Below are 24,068 nucleotides of genomic sequence, written 5' to 3'. Positions count from 1 at the left end.
TATTTTTTGACTACGTAATTGGGATTGTTGGTGGTGCGAAAAAATCACTAAAAAAGTAGTTAGAATTCACAGAATTATAGCGATTATATTTTACTGTGTCGAGGTAATAACTCTTTTAGGTATCGCTATATTAACGATTGATGATTATCAAAATACAAAAAGTCTATTATATTTATTTAGTTTGTTCATTTTTGTATTGTTATGCCATATAATATTTAATAAAAAGTATCTTAATAAAAGTGAAGTAAAAGATTAAAAAGGGATAAATGAAATTCTTAATTAGTTAATTTTTAAAATTATCATTTTAGGTATAAAATTTGCTAATTCAGGTAATTTGTTATATATTATGAGAACGTTTTATGTTATAATTAGAAAAAGGAAAATCCTTTAATTTTATAGAAGGAGGGTTTTATTATGAAACCATTCAAAAGAACAGTGGAGAAAGTGTTAGCATGGATTGCTAATGTCATTTTAATAGTTTTAACAGGAGTTTTTGCGTATAGCTCATTCTTTAAAATTTCAGTTTTAAAAGATAATCCTGAGTTTTTAAATTTATTTAAGTCAGAACTAGAAAAAAATCCTAATGGGGCTACCTTAAATGGGGTTAACTTATCAGCCGAACAAATACTTGATTACACAATTCAAGGTTTAAAAATGTATTCAGTTCTGTTAGCAGTATTAGTTGTAGTAGCGTTATTAGCGACCTTCTTAATGAAAAAACGTATTTTATCTGGAATACTTTTCTTATTATTAGCAATAGTAGTAGCTGTTGGGACAGTAGGGGTATTAATTCCGGTATATCTATTCTACTTTATCGTAGCGATTATGCTATTTGTTAGAAAAGAAAGACCTGAGGAATATCAAGAAACGGTTAGTTACCTATAGATATTTATCTAATTATTAAAATATATGAGTAAAGAAAAGGTGACTTCATGGTTAGTAATATTTTATTATTTTGTCAAATATTAATAGGTTTATATAGTATATATATTAATTTTAAAAATTCAAAGTATATGAAGAAATCTAATTGGATAAATAGTATGACCTGTTATGTCTTTTTAGGTATGATTATTGAAAAAATGGATAATATCTATACTAAGATAATTCTTGTTTTCGTGATGTTTTTAATTTTAATTAATGAATTAAATACAATAAGAATATTAGAAAATAGCGATGAAGAGTCGATTGTAGAAAGAGTGTAACTAAACAAATAGTATTTAAGTTTGAAAAATTTAATAGAGAGTAACTTTAAGATAATGATTTTCGAAGAATCATGATTTTAAAGTTACTCTTTTTTTATGATTTTAGTAGATAACCAATATATTAAATTTTTAATCTGAAATTTAGACTATCAAATTTCAATAAATTGGGATATTGTGGTATAATTTATAAAGAGAAATAATGAAGGATTTATTATGATAAAATATAATTATAATGAGAGATTAATAGAAAAATTTAATATTATTCCTTTTATAGAAAAATATAATTTTAATAATGAAAAATACAATACTGCTATTTTTTGTGCGTTAAGTTCAATATATAATCATAGATCTAATTATGATAATATCGAATCAAAATCGATATTACTTGGAGATTATTATAGCTTTGAGTATTATAGTATATTGAAAGATGAGTTGGATAAGTTAAGTATTTTAACCGATACTATGAAAGTAGGCTATTTTCAACTTGTTACTAAAAGGATGAGTGAGGAAGAATTTTATTTAAGTATAATAAAGACATGGTTTAGTTTTTATGGTATTGAATTCCAGGAAACTGATAGTAAGACTGTGGTCTTTGTATAAAAATGATGGAGAATAGAATGTTAAAACAGTATGATACGTTGGTACATGATGTTTTAGAAGATATCTTAGATATCACAAAATGTGATGATGATAGATTAAATGAGATTATAAAAAGATATTTTTTAAATGGTGGAAAGAGGGTAAGAGTCCTTCTTTTACTTATGTGTGCTAAATTAGGAAATTTTGAATTGAATAGAAAAGATATAATTCGAATGGCTAGTATAGTTGAAATAATTCATACTGCAAGTCTTATTCATGATGATATTATTGATAATGCTGATACGAGACGCGGTAGTATTACAATGAATAAAGAGTATACTAATGAATTTGCTCTACATGTAGGGGATTACTTATTTGCGATAGTTTTAAATGAGGTTGCGAGGTTTAGTGATGAGAGAATTCATAGTTATTTAGCTGAGACTCTTAAGGAACTTTGTATTGGTGAGCTTATTCAAGCTGATGGTTTATATAATATTAAAACTAGACGAATAGATTACTTAAAGAAAATCAAAAGAAAAACAGCGATTCTAATCGCATTTGCTTGCGTTGCTGGTAGTATTGTTTCTAAAGCTTCTGATGAAAACATTAAAAGTGCATTTTCGTATGGTTATTACCTAGGAATGAGCTATCAAATTATTGATGATTACTTAGATTTCGCTGGTGGAGCTGAGAATCTTGGGAAAGAAGTGGGACAGGATTTAATGAATGGTAATATCACATTACCAGCATTACTTGCAAGAGAAGAAAACTCAGAATTATTTAGTAACTTTACTGGTGAAACAAGTTCTGAAGAAAAAATGGAAATTATTGACTATATAAAAAATAATGAGAAAATTTTATCAGAGACTCTTGATATAAGTAGACGTTATTTGCTAAAAGCACAAAATAGTATAGATAAAATAGAAATTTCAGTTAAAAATGAATTGACTTTTATAATGAATAAGTTGGCAAGGAGAGATAATTAAATGGATTTACAACAATTTTTAGAAGAATTAAAAGATATTGATTTTACTGCACTAGATAGAGAACAACAAGAAGAATTTCGTACAATACTTTTAGATTATGGATTATTTGATGAGTGTTTAGAGCTGTCTAAAGTTATTTATGAACAAAACAGAGAAGATGATACAGCTATCGAAGGTTATGTTCATAATTTATTATACTTAGATAGAAAAGATGATGCTTTGGTAGTATTATACAATTCACCAAAAACTTCATCAATTCTATATCAAGAAGGTTTAATATATTTAGAAGATGAATTATACGAAATTGCTGAGGATAAATTCTTGGCTGCAAGAGCTGGAACAGATTTTAATGAGGCAATTCGTGCTATCGATAAAGAGTTAGTTGGTATTTATTTAGCAACAGGTAGAGAAGATAAAGCAAAAAATCTGAGTGAAAGAATTTTCTATGAAGAGCCATCTTTAGAAAATTTCCAAACAGCATTTGATAATTTATTTGCTTTAGGATTATTTGAAGAAGCTATTGACTTTTACAATCAAAACGGTAGAGGATATGAAGATGCAAGCATATTATTCTCATTAGCATTTGCTTATAATCAAATTCAGAATTTGGAAAAATCAAAAATGCACTTATTAAAAACTATTGCTTTAGATCCTGACTTCACTGAAGCATACTTACATTTAGGGCATATGTCTAAAGGTGATGAAGCTAAGAAATATTTAGAAAAATATATTGAGTTACAAGGTATGGCGATTAGTGCATACTTACATTTAATTTCTTTATATAAAGATGATCAACAATATGACAACATTCGTACACTTATGCAAGAAGTCTTATCTTCTCAAGGAATTTCTGAGCAAACTTTATTTATTACTATAAATGCTCTTAAATCACTATTCGAATATGAAAAAATCTATGACTTATATAATGATAATTCATTGATAAAAGATGATCCAATCCTTTTAGGTGCTGCTTTAAATGCTTTATCTGAAGAAGAGGATTATATTGACTTTGTTGAGGAAGAAGTTGTTACTTATTTTGAAGTACTTCATGATGAACCAACATATGTAGAAACTTTAAGAAATGTTTATGACTTAACAGGAAGTGCAAGAGTGAGAGATATAATCAGTCATTTCGAGCAACATCATGGACCACATGGTCATCATCATTAGAATCAAGAAAAAATTAGAGATAGGATAGGAGGTGTTAGTTATGGATTATAGTTTTAAAGATATATATACTAGAGCTAAGTCGGTAGTTGAAACTGATAGTTATGTAATTTACCAAACGTTAAAGTCAAAATTATACTTTAGTGGGAATTATTTATTGATGAAAAAAGAGCCAACTTCAATAGATGAACTTGAATATTATATTGCATCTTGTAGAAACTTTTTTAGAGATAAAGGTGTTAATTTTATTCATTTGGCTGCATTAGAAAATGTAAAACTATCTTGGAAGCTTAAAAGATATTTAAAGAAAGAAGGCTTTAGTGAAATTAACTTACTTTTATATTATTTAAATATTAAAGACTTCGTAGAACCAGAATTAAGTGAATTTCAGGTAGAATATCTTCAAAAAGTTGATTTAAATAGATATTTGAAGTTTCAGTATAAAATAGATGTAGAGGCTAGCAATGAAGAGTGGGCAGAACATAATCAAGGTTTATTATACGAAGATATTAGATCTGAAAATATAAAGCAACTTGTGGCAAAAGATGGAGAAACAATAGTAGGGTCAGCTAATATAATAGTTAAGAGTAATTTCTTTGAGATAGATAATTTATATATAGCACCTGAATACAGAAATCGTGGGCTAGCTAAGCATATTATTACTCACGCTATAAAGAGTGAACGTAAAGAGAATGTTCTTTTAGTAGCTGATGCTAATGATACGCCTAAGTATATGTATGAAAATATTGGATTTTCAAAAATTTCAGAACAGAATTTTTATTTAAAAACGAAAGTATAATTTGTAAAGAGAGTGAACGACTCATAGATCATGATTTCCTCGAAATTAGATTACTTGAGTCGTATCTTTTTTATAAACATTATTAGGGATATTGAAGTTCCATGTTTCCTGTTGAGAAAATAGTTAATATGTAGTAAACTAGTAGAAGAAACGTAGAAAATATGCGGAAAAAGGATGTGATTATTGTAGTGAAGAGAAAATTTAAGAGATTTTTAAAGTTTGTTATTGAATCGATGGCAGTTATTTTGGTTGTATATGGAGTATTTTCTGCGGGTGGACATCTTAAGGCAAAGAAGGATGCGGCTAAGCAGCAAGAATTAGCTCAACAACAAGAACAAAATAAAGAAAATCAACAAGAAGAATCAACATCTGAAAATACAAAACTTAGTGAGACAGAACTTAATGAAGCGTTTGATAGCATATTAGAGCAATATAAAGGAGACAATGAGATAGGAATTGTCTACAAGAACTTTTCTACGGGATATAAATATGGACAAGAAGAAAACAAATACTTTACAGCCGCAAGTACAATAAAAGTAGTATATGCTATGAGAATATATGACCGCATAAGAAATGGTGAAGTATCAGAAGATGCTGATATATATTATAATGAGAACCATTTAGAAGAAGGAAATGGAGAAATCACCAATAATAAGAAGAAAAATAGCTACAAATTAGATTATGTTATTCAAAATATGATACAGTACTCAGATAATACAGCTACAAATATGCTTGTAGGGAATAGTGCTACTGCAGCTGATCTATTGGTGAAATATTTGGATGGCTTGGGTGTGAATTTATCACAGGAAGAAGCTCAAAAAAATAGAATAACACCGGCAATGATGGAGGTAGTTTGGGCAAAACTTTACAATGAACGTGATAAGTATTCGAAGTTAATTAAGTACCTAGAAGATTCTGAAGCTGGGGAAGTAATAAAAGATGGAATACCGAATAAAAAAATAGCTAGTAAGTATGGGGCTATAGAGGCTAATTATCATGAAACTGCTATAGTATTTGGTGATAAAGATTATATGTTATTAATCTATACTAATAAGTTGAATAAATCAAAACAAGCAATAAAAGAAATTGCTAAGAAAATTGATGAAATTACAAACAATAATATGTAATAAAAGGATTAGATAGAAAAAAACTATCTAATCTTTTTTTGTGAATTTTAAAGAGATTGACTCGGAAGCCGTAAATTTTTAGAAAATCCATTTAACAATAAATAAAAGGGGTTGTTTATTTATATCTAAATTAGCTTTATATCAGATGTTTAGATATCTAATAAATCTTAAGTGACGGACTCCGAAATTCTATTTCTTTAAAATCCTATTTTTTAAGTTACTCTTTTGGTATAATTTTATGATTACCCTTATCCCTTTATTAATTTTTATTTTCATGCTATAATTAACAGGTTATATAAATAAGACAGTATATAAAATTGGATAAATTAAGGAGAATTAAATGACAACATTTGAAGAATTAGGGGTTAGTCAGGAGACGGTTCAATCACTAAGAAACATGAATTTCATATCTCCAACTGGTATTCAAACAGAAACAATTCCATATGTATTATCAGGAATTGATATTTTAGCACAAGCACAAACAGGATCAGGAAAGACAGGTGCATTTGGAATACCGTTAGTAGATACAGTAAGGAAGAGTGATCAATTACAGTCATTAATCCTTGCCCCAACTAGAGAATTAGCTCAACAAGTAGGTGAACAACTTCGCCTTATGTCACGAGCAAAAGGATTAAAGGTTAGCATTGTTTTTGGTGGAACAAGTATTGAAAGACAAATTCAAGATTTGAAAAAACGTCCTCAAATTATAGTAGGAACACCAGGTCGTGTTATCGATCATATTAATAGAAGAACAATTAAATTAGATTCATTAACACATCTAGTATTAGATGAAGCGGATGAAATGTTAAATATGGGATTCATAGAGGATGTTAGATTTATTTTATCAAAAATAACATCAAGACATCAGACGCTATTGTTCTCAGCGACTATGCCTAAGACAATTATAGAACTTTCAAAAGATTTCATGAAAGATTATAAACTAATAAAAACTATCAGTGATGAAGATTTAAAACCAGATATTACTGAATATGCTACAATCGCTAGAGAAAATGAAAAACTAGAGACGTTGATTGGATTTTTAGATGTTCAAAATCCTAACTTGGCAATTGTATTCGGTAGAACTAAGCGTCGTGTTGATGAATTATCAAGTGCACTTATTGCTAAGGGATACTTAGCTGAAGGATTACACGGAGATATAACTCAATCTAAACGTTTAGAAATACTACGTAAATTCAAAAATAATTCATTACAAATTCTAGTTGCAACAGATGTAGCAGCTCGTGGTATTGATATTAGTGATGTAACTCATGTATATAACTTTGATATTCCACAAGATGTAGAAAGTTATACTCATAGAATTGGAAGAACTGGTCGAGCAGGTAAGTCTGGAGTGGCAATTACATTCCTGAATCCTGTAGAGATGCCTTATCTGAAAGATATTGAAAATTCTCGTGGGGAAAGAATGAAAATGTTACGTCCTTACTCACAAGATGAAGTGAAGAAAGCTCGCCATAACAGATTATTTGATGAAGTTGTTTCGGAAATGGACAATAACCATGTTGAATTTAATAGCTTGGCTAATAAATTGTTAGCTGAAACAAATGCAGAAAAAGTAATCACTATTCTACTAAGTAAATTAATCAATGATAAAAAAGATGTTGATGTAGAACTATCATTTGAAAAACCATTACCACGAAAACAAGAGCGTGGAAGACGATCAAATAGAGGAAATGATAGACGCAGACGTTCAGATAATAGAGATAAGAAAAATCGTAATGAACGTAGAGGAACAGATAAGAAATTCTTCGATAAAAAAGGTCGTAGAATGCAAAACAAATAATAAGGAAAAGATGTCAGTCTGTTGATTGATATCTTTTTGTTATATAAAATTATTAATGTAATTTTTAATGAATATACTGGAGAAATTCTGTAGTTTAAGGTATAATACTAATGTATAATTTTTATTAGTTTGGAAGGATATAGTGAACTCTTTATAACGAGATTAATTCCCTATATCTTTTAAAATGTGATAAGAAAATAATTTAAAGAAGGGAATAAGAATAATGAAGAAAGTAGGTGTCTTTTTAGGTATTTTATTTATAGCTATTTGTACATTCTTATTATTCTACGGTGAACCTGCTTACCAAAAATGGCAAGAGTACAATTTTAAATCGCAGGTTAAAGATACGGTGGAAGATGCTGATAAATCAGATTTCGCAAAAGATAGCAGTGCGAAAAGCGGGTGGTTAGGAGATAAATTCGTAAAAGTTTATTATCCAAACTCAAACTCTTCTAATTCAGATGAAATAAAATCACGTTTGGATGAAGAGACAAAAGGATTAGTTGAAGGAGAATTAGACTTTAATAAAGATATTAAAGAAATTGTTTTCTACGGAAGTAAAGAAAAAGAAAGTAATTTTGCTAATGTATCAGAATTAAGTGTTGAGAAAGTTACTCATAAAGTTTCTGATAAAAAAGTAGAAGCTGCAACAGAATCTAATATTTCTAGTATTTTCCATACGAGTGATGGGAAACCTTTCACCTTATCTAGTCTATTTTCTTCTCCAGATGATGCTAAGAAGAAGTTTTTATTTAAAATACAAAAACAATTAGAAGTTCGTGGAGTTTCTGAAGCAGAAGGAAAAGATGCTATTGTTAAACTACGTGATCAAGATATGGCTGATTGGAAATTCACTTACGGTGATTCTAAATTTAATATAAATATAGATCCTAAAGTCGGAGAAGTTAGTTCAGTAGAAGTGCCTATGGCTGACTTACACAAGTATATAACGGAGAGCTATCTAAAAGGAGAAGATTTAGATAAATATAAAGAATATGTTAAGAAAAGAGATAGAAAAGCTGTTGCATTAACATTTGATGATGGACCAAATCCACAGACAACACCTGTAGCATTAGAATTATTGAAAAAATATAAAGCTAAAGGTACATTCTTTATGGTAGGTCGTTCTGTCGCAGGAAATGAAGATCTTATTAAACAAGTTGTTGTCGAAGGGCATCAAATTGGTAACCACTCTTGGGATCATCCAGTTTTACCAAGTATAGGTCTAGAAAAAGCGAAAAAACAAATTAATGATACAACTGAAGCACTGAAAAAAGCAAGTGGACAAGATGTTCATGTTATGAGACCTCCATATGGAGCAATAAATGGTGCAATTCAAGCTGCTGTCGATCAATCATTTATTTTATGGGATATTGATACACTAGATTGGAAAAACCGTAATACTGCTTCTATAATGAAAGAAGTTAGAAAAGCTAAGCCTGGTTCAATTATCCTAATGCACGATATTCACCAAACAACTATTGATGCATTACCATCGATATTACAGTACTTAACTGAACAAGGATTTGAAATGGTGACTGTTGATGAACTAATGGGAGATCAATTAGAACTTCATCAATCATATACAAATAGAGAATAATAATTAAAGAGTATGATTATAAGGATTTTAAAGTTCTTATAATCATACTCTTTTTATTTTGAGAAATTAATAAGAAGAGATTATATAATTTATTTTTTAATGAATTTGATGTAGAATATAATTGAAAGAAATAATGAAAATATTGAGAGGCGAATATTATGAGAGTTGAATTAGTGTCAGTAGGAACTGAATTATTATTAGGTGATATAGTAAATACAAATACAGCTTATTTATCAAAAGAGTTGGCGGCTCTTGGGTTTGGAGTTTTTAGACAAACAACTGTAGGTGATAATCGAGAGAGATTAATTAAAACTTTAGAGAGTGCATTTTTAGAAAATGATACGGTTATTATTACAGGTGGCTTAGGACCTACTGATGATGATATAACAAAAGAATGTGTGGCAGAATACTTTGGTAGAGATTTTTATTTCCATGAGTATTCATGGGTGAAAATATTAGAAAGACTTACAAGATCAGGAAGAAATATTATAACGGAAAATAATAAAAAACAAGCAATGATTCCTGAAGGGGCAATAGTATTAGAAAACTTTTGTGGAACTGCACCAGGTATAATAATTGAGGAAAATAATAAAAGAATAATTTTATTACCAGGACCACCACGAGAAATGCGTGATATGTTTGAGAAAAGTGTAAAACCATATTTAGAGGAATTTAGTAATAAGTATTTTATATCTAAATACGCAAGATTTTATGGTATAGGAGAGTCTTTATTAGAAACTAAAATTAAAGATATAATGGATAATCAAACAAATCCTACGTTAGCACTTTATGCTAAAACAGGAGAAGTGCTACTTCGTATAACAGCTAGCGGTGAAGATAAGAATGAATGTGAACAACTTATAAGCGAACAATTGAAAGAGATTGAGAAAAGAGTAGGAGAGTACATATATCTTGTAGGAGATGAAGATATTTCAGGAACACAAACAGAAATGAATAATGTGGTGGCTAATCTTCTTATAGAAAATAATTTCACTATATCAGTAGCCGAGTCTTTAACTGGAGGAAAGATTTCTTCTATGTTAGTAGAAAAAAGTGGAATTTCAGAATCATTCCTTGAAGGTGTAGTTTGTTATTCAAATAAGTCAAAAATTAATACTTTAGGAGTGAATGAAGAAACTTTAGAGAAGTTTGGTGCGGTTAGTGAGGAAGTAGCTAAAGAGATGGCATTAGGAGTAGCGAACCGATTAGGTTCCGATTTTGCAGTTGCTACTACTGGGATTGCAGGTCCTAATAGTGATGAAAGTGGAAAACCTGTAGGATTAGCATATATTGGTATTTATTCTCAAGGAGAAGTGAGTGCAAAAGAGGTAGTTTTCACAGGAGACAGAGAATTAATCCGATACAGAACAAGTGTTGAAGCGTTTGCGGAAATTAGAAAAAATATTTTGGAAAAACTATAGTTTTTGCTTGTAAAATGATAGACTATTTTGTATAATATTATTAATAAAAAAAGATATTTAAGGAGATTGATTATGTATACAATGAACTTATCTAGTTTGGAGTCGCCGGATCCCAGGTATGGGCAAGATGATGAATATTCCCAGGACTTCAATACTGAAATAGACTATGAAGATGAAATTTTATCAGATTATGCTGATGAAAGTTATAACGAAGTAGAGTTTTCTGTTCCTGAAGAGGAATTCTTAGATTACTCTAACGAGATGTTCCTATACAAGGAGTATTCGTACGATTTTGCTGATGACTACGAATATGATGAAGTTAGTATATCTAATGATCAAATAATGTTAGAAAATATAAGCGAAGCTTAATATAACATTTTGAAAAAATAAGTTGACCTATAAGTGTTTTTCACTTATGGGTCAATTTTATGATATTATATTTTTAAAGAGATTTTGTTTATTTTAAATAGTTAAATTAATGCGAGTGATTTATATTTGAATATAAATGTATTTAGTTTTATTTAAACAATTTTTTATATAATTGTTATTAAAGAATGTGATATAATAAGTATTAGTATACAGTTGAAAGGAGGAGAAATATTGAAATATCGTAAATTGATAGCGTCTGCTTTACTAGGTTTAGGAATGGCAACTATTAATCATTCTAACGTTAAGGCTGATTATTTTACAGATTACAATACGACAGTAACGGATACAGTTTTTAGAGAAAATATATTTAATTTTGATATATTCAATAATAATAGAAATTATTCTCTTCCTGTAATAAAAAATAGTGTTATTCAGAGTAATATGGATGAACTTGAATACAACGCTGAATTACTTAGCTATAAAAAAAATTCATATAATTTTTTAATTTTTTATTCGTTAGATAGTAACAATATCCCAAATGAGCTTTTTAGAATACCTTTGAAAAAGAGTGGTAATGGGAAAATAGTTGATAAAAGTTTACTAAAACTTTTTGCTCCGAATACTAGAATAATAATGAATGTAATGACTTATGATATTGACAATAATGGTAGTATTAAGAATTTAGAATATTCAAAATCTAGTAAAATATATTTTACTAAGAAAAATATTAATTTAGTAGTAAGTGAAGGTAACAAAGAAGTAGTAAATAGGAATATTGAACTTAGAAATACTCCCCAAGAAGATAAGATTTCAGTTTATCCATACGAGATTGAAAAGTATTATAACCCGGATAAATATTATAGTTACAAGAAAGCTGTTATCTTAATTGATGGAAAAGAGTTGAATTCGGAAAATATTGAGTTACCTTATCTAGCTAAGAAAATCGAAGTAAAATTAGCACAAGATAAAGATTATTGGAATAAAGTAACTGTGGAATATCCATCTGAGTTGAAAAGAGATAATAAAGAATATTTAATAAAACAAGGAACAACTTTTTCAAGTTTTGTTAAAGAGAATGATATCAAGGAAATTACATCTAAAGATGCTAAGTATGAATTTTCTGGTTTCTATCTTGATGATAAAGAAATAGTGAGTTCACAGGTATTAGGAAATAATATAAAAATCCAAGCTAAATATAATACTAAGGTAGTATTAGATAATGGAAGTTCAAAAAAAGAAGTAACTTTGTTAACTGGTCAAAAATTAAGTGAAATAGATACTAAGTTCTTTAGTAAAGAGAAGTATCATGTAGAGAGTTATTCTATTTATAATGCAAATGATAATTCTAAGATTAAAGATGTAAAGGACTTGTCCGAGGAGAAGGTTGATAATAGTATCATTATTAAGGCTAATTACAAAGAAAATGTTAATACTCTTAAAATACGACAAGATGATTATAATAAACGTTTTGGTAAAGTTGATAAGAGTATTAGAGATAAAGATATAGAATGGCCTGAAACAAAAAAAATTGGAGAATTGTTATCTAAGCTACGTAAAAAAATTAAACCAAGTACAGGATACGAAGTACTATTTAGATCTAATAAAAAAGTTATAAATGATGATGAATACATTAATTCTGAAACTATTATAGAAATTTACTTTAAAAAAGTAGAGAGTGAATGGGTTAATGTCAAATTCGTAGGAAGAGGAATAGATAAATTTTTATCAGATGGTCAAGATGTACTAGTTGGTTCAAGAATAGATAGTATGGCTAACTTACCTACGGCTACAGGAGTTACAGATCAAGAATTTTTAGGTTGGCAGGCGAATGGTGATTATTTAATTGCTGGAGAAAATTCTGAGAAAATTAGAGTATCTAAAAATAAACTCCTTCAAACTAATGAGTTAGGTGCAGTTGTAACTGAAAAAGGAAAAGATATTGAATTTAATGCGGTCTATAGAAAGTTATTTAATGTAGAATTTGAGAATACTTTTGCCGGTAATATTAATTTTTCAAAAGATTCATCTAATATACTACGTGTTGATGAATTCAATAGTATTGGTGATGCTACAAAAAATAATAAAATACTAGTAGTTCCTAGATTAGGTTACTCATTATCTCATTTTATAGCAAATAAAACTGTAAAAGTAAATATGGACAAAGGTACTAGAGAAATATTTGCAGGTCAGGAAATTCAAGAAAATGATTTGTATAATGTTGTACCTACATCAGATTTAAAGATAACACCAGTATTTAAATTAAGTGTAGTTCCATCTTCACTTGAAGAGATGATAGAAAATAATAAAATAAAAACTGTTGATGATGCATTGGATATAAAATTTGAATCAACAGAAAATATTAGAAAAATTTTAGGACCATTGTATTACTTGAGATAAAAAGAATGGTATTAAATATGAGATAATAAAAGGATGCTTATCTCTGCTCAGCAGAGATAGGCATCTTTTTATTTTGTTTAAAGGTTATATATTTAATTTTCTCTTATATTAAAAAATATAATGTGTATAATAAAATTGTTTAGTGTTATTTTTGTATAAAGATCAATTTTTAAAATTTTAAAAAAATAATATAAATAATATGATATTATCTTTTTAAAATAATTATTTACTTGATATTAATACAATAATAATTGGTGTATATCAGTAGAAAACCATTTAATGTCCATATTAATATAGACATTAAATGGTATTCTGTCTTTTATGAAAACGTATTATAATATAAATAGGGAGGGATGAGGATGATAAGAAAATTAGAAAATCGCCAAGTAGAATTGTTACAGATATTAAAAGAAGCAGAAGATTTCTTACCTGTACATGTTATTGCAGAAAAAATGGGGATATCTACTAAAACTGTTTACAGGGATATAGAAAAAATAGTTAAGGATGTAAAAGAGATTAAACTATTAAAAAAACAAGGTAGTGGAATAAAAATGTTGTTTTCGAATTTTCTCATTGAAAAAATTCCTCAGAAACAATTAGTTAAGTATTCTTTAGAAGAACGCAGAGTTAATATATTATATTATTTATTAATAAATTCAAAAAACTATACTTCTATTGAAGAACTAGCTGAAATGAACTTTGTGGGGAAATCGAGTATAGTAAATGATTTAAATTATTTAGAAGATAGACTTGCTAATGAGAATATAAAATTAGAAAAAACGAGATTAGGAACTAAAATAATTGGAGATGAGAAAAATATTAGAAAAAATATAATGAATTTGATTCGAGATTATTCATTTACAGAAGATGAAAATGCAGAAGTATATTATTCTGATAGAATTGAAAAAAATACATTAAAAGAACTATCTTCTAAATTTGATTTTAGAAAAATAGAAACAGTTGAAAGAATTATATCGAAACACGAAAAAAATCTTCCGTATACAATAGGTGATTTATATTATATTAATTTAGTAGTTCATTTACTTATTGCAATAGAAAGAATAAATAGTGAAAATTATTTAGAAAATAATGGATTTCCTAATATAACTGATAAAAAATTTTATTATGAAGCTGAAAGTATAGCAGCTGACATTGAAAATGAATTCTTCATAAGTTTACCACCAAATGAAATTTATTACATCTATCAGTATCTCGTTAGTATGGGAGTAGGGAATTTAAATAATGATGTTGATTTTGAGGTGAAAGAAGAACTTGAAAATATTGTTAATGGATTTCTAAAAGCTGTTTCTAATACAAATAATAAGGTAAATGAAAACAGAGATAATATTTATTATTTATTTATACTACATATCAGAGCATTAATGAGACGATTAAAATATGGAATTAACATTAAAAATCCTTTGTTAAATAAAATAAAAGAAGACTATTCGAAACAGTTTTCTGATGTGAGTGTGTTGGCAAGAAAAATATTATCAGAAAAAATAAGTGAGGATGAGATAGCGTATTTAACTGTATATACTGAATCAATATTAAAATTGAATAATTTAAAGACAAAAGTAGTATTAGTTTGTAATAGTGGTTTTGGTACATCTCTATTTTTAAAAAAAAGGATAGAAGATAAGCTTAAAAATATAGAAGTAGTAGATGTTGTATCTACTAAAGATATAAAATTTTATGATTTAAGTAAAATTAGTTTTATAATATCTACAGTAAAATTAGAAAGTAAACAAGATGCTGTTTTCGTAAATGTTATGCTAAATGATGAAGATATTCAGAATATTAACAGAAAGGTGTATGGTAATGGCGATGAAGTTTAGAGTGTTTAATAATGAAAAAAAAGTAAGGTTAGAAGATATATATATTGATGTAGCAAGATATTTAGAAAGTAATTCATGGATATTTTCAAAGCAAATATTTTTGAAGGATTTGGAAACTAGAGAAGAATTAGGTTGTATTAAGGTAGATGAAAATTTTTATTTACCACATTTAGTAAGTAATAATATTAAAGAAAATATAGTAGTAAGAGTAGATGATTTTGAAGATGATGTGTTGTTTATTTTGATAAAAGAGAATGATAAAGAAGCTGAAAATAAGGCTAGAAATATTGTAAGAAATCTTTTAATAGAAAATAAAAGAAATATAATATTAAAGAGTAATAAAAAAAAATTTGAAGAGATTTCAAAATATGTGTAAGGAGGTATTTATATGTTAGATGAATTGTTTTCGGAAGATAATATATATTTGGGTGTTGAGGGAAATAACTTTTTGGAAGTTTTAAATAATGTTTCAAAAGAATTAAACAATAAAAAATATATAAATGATGGCTATATAGAATCTGTAATAGAAAGAGAAAAAATATTTCCAACAGGGCTTGAGTTTCCTAAATATTGTATAGCTATTCCTCATACAGATTCAAAATATATAAAAAAAGATGCAATAGCCGTAGTAAAACCTAAACAGAGCGTAATATTCAGGGATATGGCTACGAATTCAAAAAATCTTGAAGTAAATGTTTTTCTGTTACTGCTTATTAGTAAAAATGAAAATCAGGTAAAAGTACTATCAAGTGTTATAAGAAAATTTTCTGATGAAGATTTTTATAATAAAATCATACAGGTTACTGATAAAAAGCAAATTTTAAATATTATAAAAAATAAGGAGATTTAAGAAAATGACAAAGAAAGTATTAATTGCATGTGGTGCAGGTATAGCGACATCAACAATAGTTGTATCTAGAGTTGAAGAATTGATAAAAAAACATAATCTTGATGTAGATATTAAACAAATTAAAATAGCAGAAGCTGCTAGTTTGCAAAATGAAGCGGATTTGATAGTTTCAACTACAATTTTACCAACTACCTACTCAATTCCTAGTATAATTGCAACTAATTATATTATGGGGATCGGTGAAGAAGAGTTAGATGAAGAAATTTTAAGTCACTTAAGATAATTAAAAAATAAATAAAGGAGAAAAGTTATGCAAAAATTATTAGATATAACAAATTATATATTAGGTTTAGGACCTACTGTTATCTTACCAATAGCAATCTTTATTTTAGCTATTATATTTAGAGTACCTGTAGGTAAAGCTGTTCGTAGTGCACTAACTATAGGGATTGGGTTTGTAGGTATTAACCTAGTTGTGGGCATTTTAACTACTAATTTAGGCCCTATTACAGAGCAATTAGTAGAAAAATATAGTATTTCATTAAGTACTATTGATGTTGGCTGGCCAGGGGCAGCGGCAGGCTCTTGGGCATCACCTGTAGCAGCAATTTTAATTCCTATATGTGCTTTAGTTAACGTTATTATGATTGCATTAAAACTAACTAGAACATTGGATATTGATATTTGGAACTACTGGCATTTTATTGCAGCTGGAGCAACAGGATACATAGTATCAGGAGGTTCATGGTCATTCAGTATTTTATGTGCTGTTCTATATGAAGTAATGGTATTATTAATGGCAGATAGAACTCAAAAAATGGTTCAAGATGTATATGGTCTAAAAGGTATCTCATTACCAACAGGATCTACAGCAGCATTCGGATTTGTAGGTATTCCAATTGGTTGGCTGATAGCTAAAATTCCAGTTATTAAAGATATTCATATAGACTCTGAAACAATTCAAAAACGTTTTGGTATCTTTGGTGAACCAATGGTAGTAGGTACATTCTTAGGTATGATTTTACAAGCATTAGTTAACTGGAGAGATGTTGGTTTAGTATTAAAAACAGGTATTGCGATGGGAGCATTCATGTTATTAATGCCTCGTATGGTTAAACTATTAATGGAAGGTTTAATTCCAATTTCTGAATCTGTACGTGACTTTATGAAAACACGTTATAAAGGTAGAGACCTATACATTGGTCTTGATGCTGCGGTTTCAATTGGACATCCATCTAATATATCAACAGGATTAATCTTAGTTCCAATTACATTACTATTAGCAATTATTATTCCTGGTAACAAAGTTTTACCATTCGGGGACTTAGCTACTATTCCGTTCTACGTATCATTCATCGTAGCAAGTAGAAAAGGGAATATCTTCCACTCAGTACTAGCTGGAACAGTGGTAATTGCTTTATCATTACTTATGGCAACAGACTTCATCGGGGTTCATACTCAAATGATGCAAGGATTAGAACAATATAGTCATGGACATACAAGTTTAAGTTCATTAGACATGGGTGGTAACTTCTTTAACTGGGTTATCCTAAAATTCTCACAATTATTTTATTAAAATATAATTGTTAATAATAAATTTCTATGGCACCATAGTTCTATAATCTTTATTAGAAAGTAGTTGATTATGGTGCCGTATTAATTAGAAAAAAGAGGTATATAAAATGAAAGCTTCGGTTATGTACGAGCATAGAAAATTTGAATATAAAGAAATAGAGGAGCATAAGTTAGGTGAAAATGATGTAAGAATAAAAGTTCATTCTTGTGGAATATGTGGCTCAGATATTCATAAGATGCAAACTAAATGGAAATATGGGTATCCAGCAGTAATTGGTCATGAATACTGTGGAGAAGTAGTTGGATTTGGAGATAAGGTCACAAAATTTAAGAAAGGTGACAGAGTCGTCTGTGTTCCTTTTATGCCATGTAATGAATGTGAGTATTGTAAACAATCCTTATATTCAATGTGTGAAAATTACACTATGATTGGATCACATAGATTTGGTGGTTTTGCAGAATATTCTATTATAGCTGAGGAAAATCTTTTGAAAATAGGAGATTTAGAATATACTAAAGCAAGCTTCATTGAACCATTAGCAGTTGTAATGCATGCAGTTATGGGAATAGATATAAATCTAGGAGATAGTGTTGTTGTATTGGGCGCTGGAACTATAGGAATGTTAGTCTTACAAGCAATTAAGGCTGCAGGAGCTGGGAAAGTGATAGTTGTTGATATTGATGATAGAAAATTAGAATTAGCTAAAAAGTTGGGAGCTACTCAGACTATAAACTCATTATCTGAAGATTTAGAAAAAAAAGTAAAGGAATATACTGATGAAAAAGGTGCAGATATTTCTTTAGAATGTGCGGGTAGTGTTGTTACACAGGAGCAAGCTTTATTATTAACTAGGAAGCATGGTAAAGTTGGGTATTTAGGAATTGCTTATAAAGATGTAACACTTAAAGAAAAAGCATTTGAGAGCATATTTAGAAAAGAGTTGACTTTAAAAGGTTCTTGGAATTCCTATTCAGCGCCGTTCCCAGGAAGAGAATGGACTAATGCAATAGAATTAATTTCTAAAAATAAAATTGATGTAGAAAGCTTAATTACACATAAATTTACATTGAAAGATGTTGATAAAGCTTTTGAAATGATATTAGGAAGAACAGAACCGTTTGGGAAAATCCTTATTCTTCCAGAATTATAAGAAAAGAGGATAATAATATGTTAGCAGCAGTAAAAACAAAAGCAGGTTATGATAATTTAGAATTATTAGATGTTGAAGAACCTCAAGTATATGGTGATAGGGTAAAGATTAAAGTAGCATACACCGGAATATGTGGTTCAGATATTCATACTTTCAAAGGTGAATATAATGCTAAAGGATTACCAGTCACATTGGGTCATGAGTTTTCGGGAGTTGTAGTTGAAGTAGGAGCAGATGTTAAAAATGTGAAAATTGGAGATAGAGTTACTAGTGAAACTACTTTTGAAACTTGTGAACAATGTATATACTGTAAATCGAAAGATTATAACTTATGTGATAATAGAAAAGGAATAGGTACACAGGCTAACGGTAGTATGGCAAGATATGTATTGTCAAGAGAAGAAAGTTGTCATGTTCTACCAGAAAAAGTGAGCTTGAGAGCAGCTTCTTTAACTGAGCCATTAGCATGTTGTACGCACTCTGTTATGGAAAGAACATCGATAAAAGATGGAGAAACTGTTCTTGTTATTGGACCAGGGCCGATAGGGTTATTAGCAGCACAAGTAGCTAAAGCTAATGGAGCAAAAGTTATAATTACAGGAATTACAAAAGATAAGCCACGATTAGATTTAGCTAAAGAAATAGGAATTGATGTAACGGTAGACAGCTTAGTTGATGATTTAAGAGAAGTTATATTAAAAGAAACAGATGGATATGGTGTTGATAAAATATTTGATTGTTCAGGATCAGTATTTGCAGTAAATAATGCTTTACCACTTATTAAGAAAAAAGGAGATTTTGTTCAAATTGGATTATTTGCTAAAAAAATGAATGAATTTGATCAAGAAAGTATTATTCAAAGGGAAATACGCTATATTGGATCAAGATCTCAAAAACCATCATCATGGAATTTAGCATTAGACTTATTAGAAAATAATAAAATTGCAACAGATAAGATGATTACTAAAATATTCCCGTTAGAAGAAACTCGTGAAGCATTCGAAGCAGTAATGTCGGGAAAAGAGATAAAAGTATTAATCAAATCAAGTGAAGATATAGAATAATTATTAATACAATAATATAATTATTTATGGAGTAGTATGGGATTAAGAGTACTATTTTTCATCTCAAATTCCAACTTTGTGCAAAACAACTATTAAATTTAGTTAATTATTCAGTTAATAAAACTAGGAGAAATGGGGATATACTATGATAAAGAAATAGGGACTACAATGGTCTAGTAATGATTTTGGGTTCGATTAAACTCCTATATAGAAAAATCTATATAGGAGTTTTTAGTGATATTAAATTTTCTTTAGAAATTCTTCTACTTCTTTTTGAGTTTTAGCTAGTCTTGATACGAATCGACTAACTTCTACATTATTTTTGTAACCTACAAAAGAAGGAATACCAAAAATATCAAGAGCTTGAGCTATTTCTGGATAATCATCACGATTAACGTAGATGAATTTTATTTCAGGAAACTTGTTTATCGTTTCTTCTAAGTAACGGTCTAACATGATGCAATCTGGACACCATGTCGCAGAAAATACAAAGACAATCTTTTCATTTTCTTCTTTTAATACTTTAAATTGTTCTATAGAATTTAATTTTTCTATATAATTAAACATATAATCACCTCATTTATGACTAAGATTATATCACAAAAATTAATTGTTAGCATGGAGAATGCTTAGCTTCTAATTTTCAGTTTAAGTTTTCATTTTCAATTTTGATTACAAATGTAAGCATATATATTGAATTTAATTGTTAAATGTTGCATAATATGTGATATAGAGATTAGATTTATGTGATATAATAATATAAATGCTAATCTTTAGTTGATAAAAGCTATACAATATTATAGAGGTGAAAACATGGCAAAACATTATGATTATATTGCGATTGGTGGAGGAAGCGGAGGAATAGCTTCAATTAACCGAGCTGCAATGTATGGTGTAAAAGGATTGTTAATAGAAGGAAATGAATTAGGTGGAACATGTGTAAATGTTGGATGTGTTCCTAAAAAAGTTATGTGGCATGCGTCACAAATCTCTGAGAGTTTAAAATCATATGCTAATGACTACGGATTTAGTTTTGAAAATTTAGAATTTGATTTTTCAAAATTAGTAGGTAATCGTTCTGCTTATATCGATAGAATTCATGGTTCTTATGAACGTGGATTAAATAATAACAAAGTAGATTTAGTAAGAGGATATGCTAAATTTGTTAATAAAAATACAGTTGAGGTAAATGGTGAACAATATACAGCGGATCATATTTTAATAGCAACTGGTGGACAACCAACTATTCCTAATGTTGAGGGAGCAGAGTATGGTGTTACTTCTAATGAAGTTTTTGCATTAAAACAATTACCGAAACGTATTGCAGTAGTAGGTGCAGGATATATTGCGGTTGAACTTGCTGGTGTATTCCACGGTTTAGGTGTAGATACTCATTTATTTGTACGTCGTGATCGTCCTTTAAGAACTTTTGATAGAGATATAGTAGATACTTTAGTAAAAGTTATAAATGAAGAAGGACCAACTCTTCACACAAATGCTATTCCTAAAAAAGTTGTAAAAAATGACGATGACAGCGTTACTTTAGTGCTTGAAGACGGACGTGAAACTACAGTTGACCTATTAATTTGGGCAATTGGTAGAAAACCATTAACTGAAAATCTTAATTTAGAAGCTGCAGGAGTAGAACTTGATGAACGTGGATTTATTCCTACAGATAAATTCCAAAATACTAATGTAGAAGGAATTTATGCAGTAGGTGATGTAACAGGGCGCTTAGCGTTAACTCCAGTTGCAGTTGCTGCAGGACGTAGATTATCAGAAAGATTATTTAATAATAAACCTGAAGAACACTTAGATTACACTAACGTTGCTACAGTAGTATTCTCACACCCAGCGATTGGTTCTATTGGATATACAGAAGAGCAAGCTATTAAAGAATTTGGTGAAGAAAACATTAAAGTTTATAAGTCATCATTCACTCCAATGTATTCAGCAATAACTAGCCACAGACAACCATGTTTTATGAAACTTATTACTCTTGGTGAAGAGGAGAAAGTTGTAGGATTACATGGAATTGGCTATGGTGTAGATGAAATGATTCAAGGTTTTGCTGTTGCTATTAAAATGGGGGCAACAAAACGTGATTTCGATAACACAGTAGCTATTCACCCAACAGGTTCTGAAGAATTCGTAACAATGAGATAATTTTATAAAAAAATGATTGGCCTTTTCCTAGGTCAATCATTTTTTTTATTGACTTTCTATTTTTATAGGAGTATTCTGAACATAGGAGGGGCTTATTATGAAAAAAATATTAAAAACAATAATTATTGGAATATTCACTGTGTCGATAGCCACAGGTTGTGTGAGATTCAGTAATGATACTAATGATAAGCAAGAAAAAATATTTCTGAAGAATTTTCTAATAAAGTCTTTAGTGAATGGATTGGGAAGAAAGGGATAGATAGTATTAAAATTAACACATTGAAAAACAATGTTAAAGTTTATTATCACGATAATGAGACGATTTTAATACAAGGAAAGTACAAAGGAAATTATAAGTATTTTATTGATAATAATTTATTAGATATTACTGCTTTTGCAGAGGAATTAGGTGATAATAGCCTTAATGTATATCTTCCTAATAAAGTATATAAAAATATAAGTCTGGAAAACAGAGATGCAACTTCAAAAATATTTGTAAATTTAGAAAATTTAATTATTAATAGTAATGACGAGGTAGTAGTTGATGGAGCTGAGATAGGTAATCTTAAAATCGCTACTGATAATAAAAAGGTACAGATTACAAAGGATACTATAAATAAAGCGATTATTGAAACTAAAAATAATACAAAGATTATAGTAGACCAAACTAAAGTGAATTCTATGGATTTAATCACAGAATCTGGAGATATTTTCGCAAAAATTAAAGGAAATAAACAAGATTATCAAATAAATTATAATAAGAACACAAAAGAAATTAAAGATAAACAGATAACAGCAGTGTCAGATAAAGGGAAAATTGAAATTAGCTTTAGTTAGATTTGAGAAGGAATTTTTCAAAATATTAAAATAAGAGATGGATTTTTAATTAGTCCATCTCTTTGTTTTTATATTTAGAATCGACCATTTTTTATGAAATTTTCTAGTTTTTTTCTATCATTATCACTCATGCGGATATGTCTATTTTTTAATTCTCGTGAATTATGTTTTTTTGTTATTTTAGAAACATTTTGTTTTCTATCTTTCAACTCTTTTATAAACATATGACAATCACGTAAAATCGCTCCGTAGCCAAGAGTAGTGTCACGTTCATCATGATCGTCACTTACAACTATTATATCGATGAAATGATCAATTCTTAGCTCTCTAGTTTTTCTTTCTATCCATTGATCAGCTCTTTCACCAGTTTTTGTATAAACAATAGTGATAGGTGGTTCTTCTTTAATATATTCTTTTGAACGTGTTAGATAAGCATCGAATATACAGTACACGATATAATTGTTACCTCCTGCATATTCGCGAAGCATATCAATTAGAATATCTCGTTCTGTAGGAAAGGTAGAGCTTTTTATTAAGTCATATTCTTTCATACGAAAAAGTAAATTATAACCATCAATAAATAAATATTGTTTTTTCATAAAAAGTCCTCCTTTGATAATTTAATTAATTTCTTTCCTCATATCTACATGCTCAATACCAGCGTCTAAATAGATTGTATCGTTAACTTGATTATAACCTAATGATTCGTAAAACTTCTCAGCTTGAATTTGAGCACTTAGTTCGATAATTATTTTTCTTTTTAAAATTTGCTGTGCGATATTTTCGCATCCATTAATAAGTTCACGACCAATACCTTGACCACGATATTCTTTATCGATAGCGACACGTCCGATATGAATAACATCTTTATCCATATCGATAAGACGTGCGACTCCGATAAGTTTATCATCACTAAAATATCCAATATGAACCGTATTTTTGCTATGATCTTTTTCATCGAGTTCAAGCTCCACTGGAACATTTTGTTCTTTAACGAATACTTCTATGCGAAGGGAGTGACTCAAAAATTGTGATTTCAGAGAAATCGATTTTGTCGAGTCACCCCCGCACAGTTTATTAGATATCTAAAAAGCTTTTAAAAAGCGAATTTAGATATCAATAAACCACTGCGTCTATGA

General features: G+C 28.8%; 25 protein-coding genes. 22 read left to right on the top strand and 3 right to left on the bottom strand.

Features of this window, described 5'->3' with window-relative positions:
- Nucleotides 1–414: 414 nt before the first annotated feature.
- The 19 genes from ACWOA3_RS04120 (at nucleotide 415) to ACWOA3_RS04030 (ending at nucleotide 19,926) form a co-directional block, all read left to right on the top strand.
- Nucleotides 415–885, top strand: a complete 471-nt coding sequence (locus ACWOA3_RS04120; protein WP_456884253.1) for a DUF4064 domain-containing protein — start codon at nucleotides 415–417, stop codon at nucleotides 883–885.
- Nucleotides 886–1,013: 128 nt separating this feature from the next.
- Nucleotides 1,014–1,202, top strand: a complete 189-nt coding sequence (locus ACWOA3_RS04115) for a hypothetical protein (protein ID WP_456884251.1) — start codon at nucleotides 1,014–1,016, stop codon at nucleotides 1,200–1,202.
- A gap of 213 nt (nucleotides 1,203–1,415) precedes the next feature.
- Nucleotides 1,416–1,802, top strand: coding sequence for a hypothetical protein (locus ACWOA3_RS04110; protein WP_456884249.1), 387 nt, complete (start codon nucleotides 1,416–1,418; stop codon nucleotides 1,800–1,802).
- Between the two features lie 17 nt (nucleotides 1,803–1,819).
- Entirely contained in the window at nucleotides 1,820–2,767 is a 948-nt protein-coding gene (locus tag ACWOA3_RS04105; RefSeq protein ID WP_456884247.1) for a polyprenyl synthetase family protein, read from the top strand.
- Entirely contained in the window at nucleotides 2,768–3,937 is a 1,170-nt protein-coding gene (locus tag ACWOA3_RS04100) for a tetratricopeptide repeat protein (protein WP_456884245.1), read from the top strand.
- Between the two features lie 40 nt (nucleotides 3,938–3,977).
- On the top strand, nucleotides 3,978–4,733 hold the full coding sequence (locus ACWOA3_RS04095) for a GNAT family N-acetyltransferase (RefSeq protein WP_456884243.1): 756 nt from the start codon (nucleotides 3,978–3,980) through the stop codon (nucleotides 4,731–4,733).
- 233 nt (nucleotides 4,734–4,966) lie between these two features.
- On the top strand, nucleotides 4,967–5,860 hold the full coding sequence (locus tag ACWOA3_RS04090; protein WP_254263172.1) for a serine hydrolase: 894 nt from the start codon (nucleotides 4,967–4,969) through the stop codon (nucleotides 5,858–5,860).
- A 340-nt stretch (nucleotides 5,861–6,200) separates the two neighbouring features.
- The gene (locus tag ACWOA3_RS04085; protein ID WP_456884241.1) at nucleotides 6,201–7,661 is read left to right on the top strand and encodes a DEAD/DEAH box helicase; all 1,461 of its coding nucleotides are present in this window, start codon (nucleotides 6,201–6,203) and stop codon (nucleotides 7,659–7,661) included.
- Nucleotides 7,662–7,884: 223 nt separating this feature from the next.
- Nucleotides 7,885–9,261: a polysaccharide deacetylase family protein gene (locus ACWOA3_RS04080; protein ID WP_456884239.1), complete on the top strand. Its 1,377-nt coding sequence runs from the start codon at nucleotides 7,885–7,887 to the stop codon at nucleotides 9,259–9,261.
- Between the two features lie 158 nt (nucleotides 9,262–9,419).
- The gene (locus tag ACWOA3_RS04075) at nucleotides 9,420–10,682 is read left to right on the top strand and encodes a competence/damage-inducible protein A (protein WP_456884237.1); all 1,263 of its coding nucleotides are present in this window, start codon (nucleotides 9,420–9,422) and stop codon (nucleotides 10,680–10,682) included.
- Nucleotides 10,683–10,754: 72 nt separating this feature from the next.
- The gene (locus ACWOA3_RS04070) at nucleotides 10,755–11,051 is read left to right on the top strand and encodes a DNA topoisomerase IV subunit A (RefSeq protein WP_003147189.1); all 297 of its coding nucleotides are present in this window, start codon (nucleotides 10,755–10,757) and stop codon (nucleotides 11,049–11,051) included.
- 231 nt (nucleotides 11,052–11,282) lie between these two features.
- A complete protein-coding gene (locus tag ACWOA3_RS04065; RefSeq protein WP_456884235.1) occupies nucleotides 11,283–13,448 on the top strand; it encodes a hypothetical protein in 2,166 nt (721 codons plus the stop codon).
- Nucleotides 13,449–13,807: 359 nt separating this feature from the next.
- A complete protein-coding gene (locus tag ACWOA3_RS04060) occupies nucleotides 13,808–15,286 on the top strand; it encodes a BglG family transcription antiterminator (protein WP_456884233.1) in 1,479 nt (492 codons plus the stop codon).
- Nucleotide 15,287: 1 nt separating this feature from the next.
- A complete protein-coding gene (locus tag ACWOA3_RS04055) occupies nucleotides 15,288–15,662 on the top strand; it encodes a hypothetical protein (RefSeq protein ID WP_456884231.1) in 375 nt (124 codons plus the stop codon).
- Nucleotides 15,663–15,674: 12 nt separating this feature from the next.
- A complete protein-coding gene (locus tag ACWOA3_RS04050; RefSeq protein WP_003147184.1) occupies nucleotides 15,675–16,136 on the top strand; it encodes a PTS sugar transporter subunit IIA in 462 nt (153 codons plus the stop codon).
- Nucleotides 16,137–16,140: 4 nt separating this feature from the next.
- Nucleotides 16,141–16,419 (top strand): PTS sugar transporter subunit IIB, encoded by a 279-nt coding sequence (locus ACWOA3_RS04045; protein ID WP_003147183.1) that lies wholly within the window; start codon nucleotides 16,141–16,143, stop codon nucleotides 16,417–16,419.
- Between the two features lie 27 nt (nucleotides 16,420–16,446).
- Complete coding sequence (locus ACWOA3_RS04040; RefSeq protein ID WP_003147182.1) at nucleotides 16,447–17,712, top strand: PTS galactitol transporter subunit IIC; 1,266 nt, start codon at nucleotides 16,447–16,449, stop codon at nucleotides 17,710–17,712.
- 106 nt (nucleotides 17,713–17,818) lie between these two features.
- Nucleotides 17,819–18,862 (top strand): galactitol-1-phosphate 5-dehydrogenase, encoded by a 1,044-nt coding sequence (locus tag ACWOA3_RS04035; protein ID WP_172497897.1) that lies wholly within the window; start codon nucleotides 17,819–17,821, stop codon nucleotides 18,860–18,862.
- A 17-nt stretch (nucleotides 18,863–18,879) separates the two neighbouring features.
- Entirely contained in the window at nucleotides 18,880–19,926 is a 1,047-nt protein-coding gene (locus ACWOA3_RS04030) for a zinc-binding dehydrogenase (protein ID WP_456884228.1), read from the top strand.
- A gap of 240 nt (nucleotides 19,927–20,166) precedes the next feature.
- Here ACWOA3_RS04030 and ACWOA3_RS04025 read toward each other — a convergent pair whose 3' ends face one another.
- On the bottom strand, nucleotides 20,167–20,493 hold the full coding sequence (locus ACWOA3_RS04025; protein ID WP_456884226.1) for a thioredoxin family protein: 327 nt from the start codon (nucleotides 20,491–20,493) through the stop codon (nucleotides 20,167–20,169).
- A 246-nt stretch (nucleotides 20,494–20,739) separates the two neighbouring features.
- Between ACWOA3_RS04025 and gorA the strand changes: the two genes are divergently transcribed.
- The 3 genes from gorA to ACWOA3_RS04010 all read left to right on the top strand — a co-directional run bounded on the left by gorA (nucleotide 20,740) and on the right by ACWOA3_RS04010 (nucleotide 22,929).
- Nucleotides 20,740–22,092 (top strand): glutathione-disulfide reductase, encoded by a 1,353-nt coding sequence (gene gorA / locus ACWOA3_RS04020; protein WP_456884224.1) that lies wholly within the window; start codon nucleotides 20,740–20,742, stop codon nucleotides 22,090–22,092.
- Between the two features lie 97 nt (nucleotides 22,093–22,189).
- Nucleotides 22,190–22,351 carry a hypothetical protein gene (locus ACWOA3_RS04015; protein ID WP_456884223.1) on the top strand — a complete coding sequence of 54 codons (162 nt, stop codon included), beginning with the start codon at nucleotides 22,190–22,192 and terminating at the stop codon, nucleotides 22,349–22,351.
- A 20-nt stretch (nucleotides 22,352–22,371) separates the two neighbouring features.
- The gene (locus tag ACWOA3_RS04010; protein WP_456884221.1) at nucleotides 22,372–22,929 is read left to right on the top strand and encodes a hypothetical protein; all 558 of its coding nucleotides are present in this window, start codon (nucleotides 22,372–22,374) and stop codon (nucleotides 22,927–22,929) included.
- A 74-nt stretch (nucleotides 22,930–23,003) separates the two neighbouring features.
- Here the strand turns inward: ACWOA3_RS04010 and ACWOA3_RS04005 are convergent, their stop codons facing one another.
- The gene (locus tag ACWOA3_RS04005) at nucleotides 23,004–23,528 is read right to left on the bottom strand and encodes an NYN domain-containing protein (RefSeq protein ID WP_003147175.1); all 525 of its coding nucleotides are present in this window, start codon (nucleotides 23,526–23,528) and stop codon (nucleotides 23,004–23,006) included.
- 21 nt (nucleotides 23,529–23,549) lie between these two features.
- Nucleotides 23,550–23,954, bottom strand: a complete 405-nt coding sequence (locus ACWOA3_RS04000) for a GNAT family N-acetyltransferase (RefSeq protein ID WP_456884218.1) — start codon at nucleotides 23,952–23,954, stop codon at nucleotides 23,550–23,552.
- Nucleotides 23,955–24,068 lie beyond the last annotated feature (114 nt).

This window comes from Gemella taiwanensis, from assembly GCF_054054385.1.
This window is presented reverse-complemented; position numbering and strand designations above follow the sequence as displayed.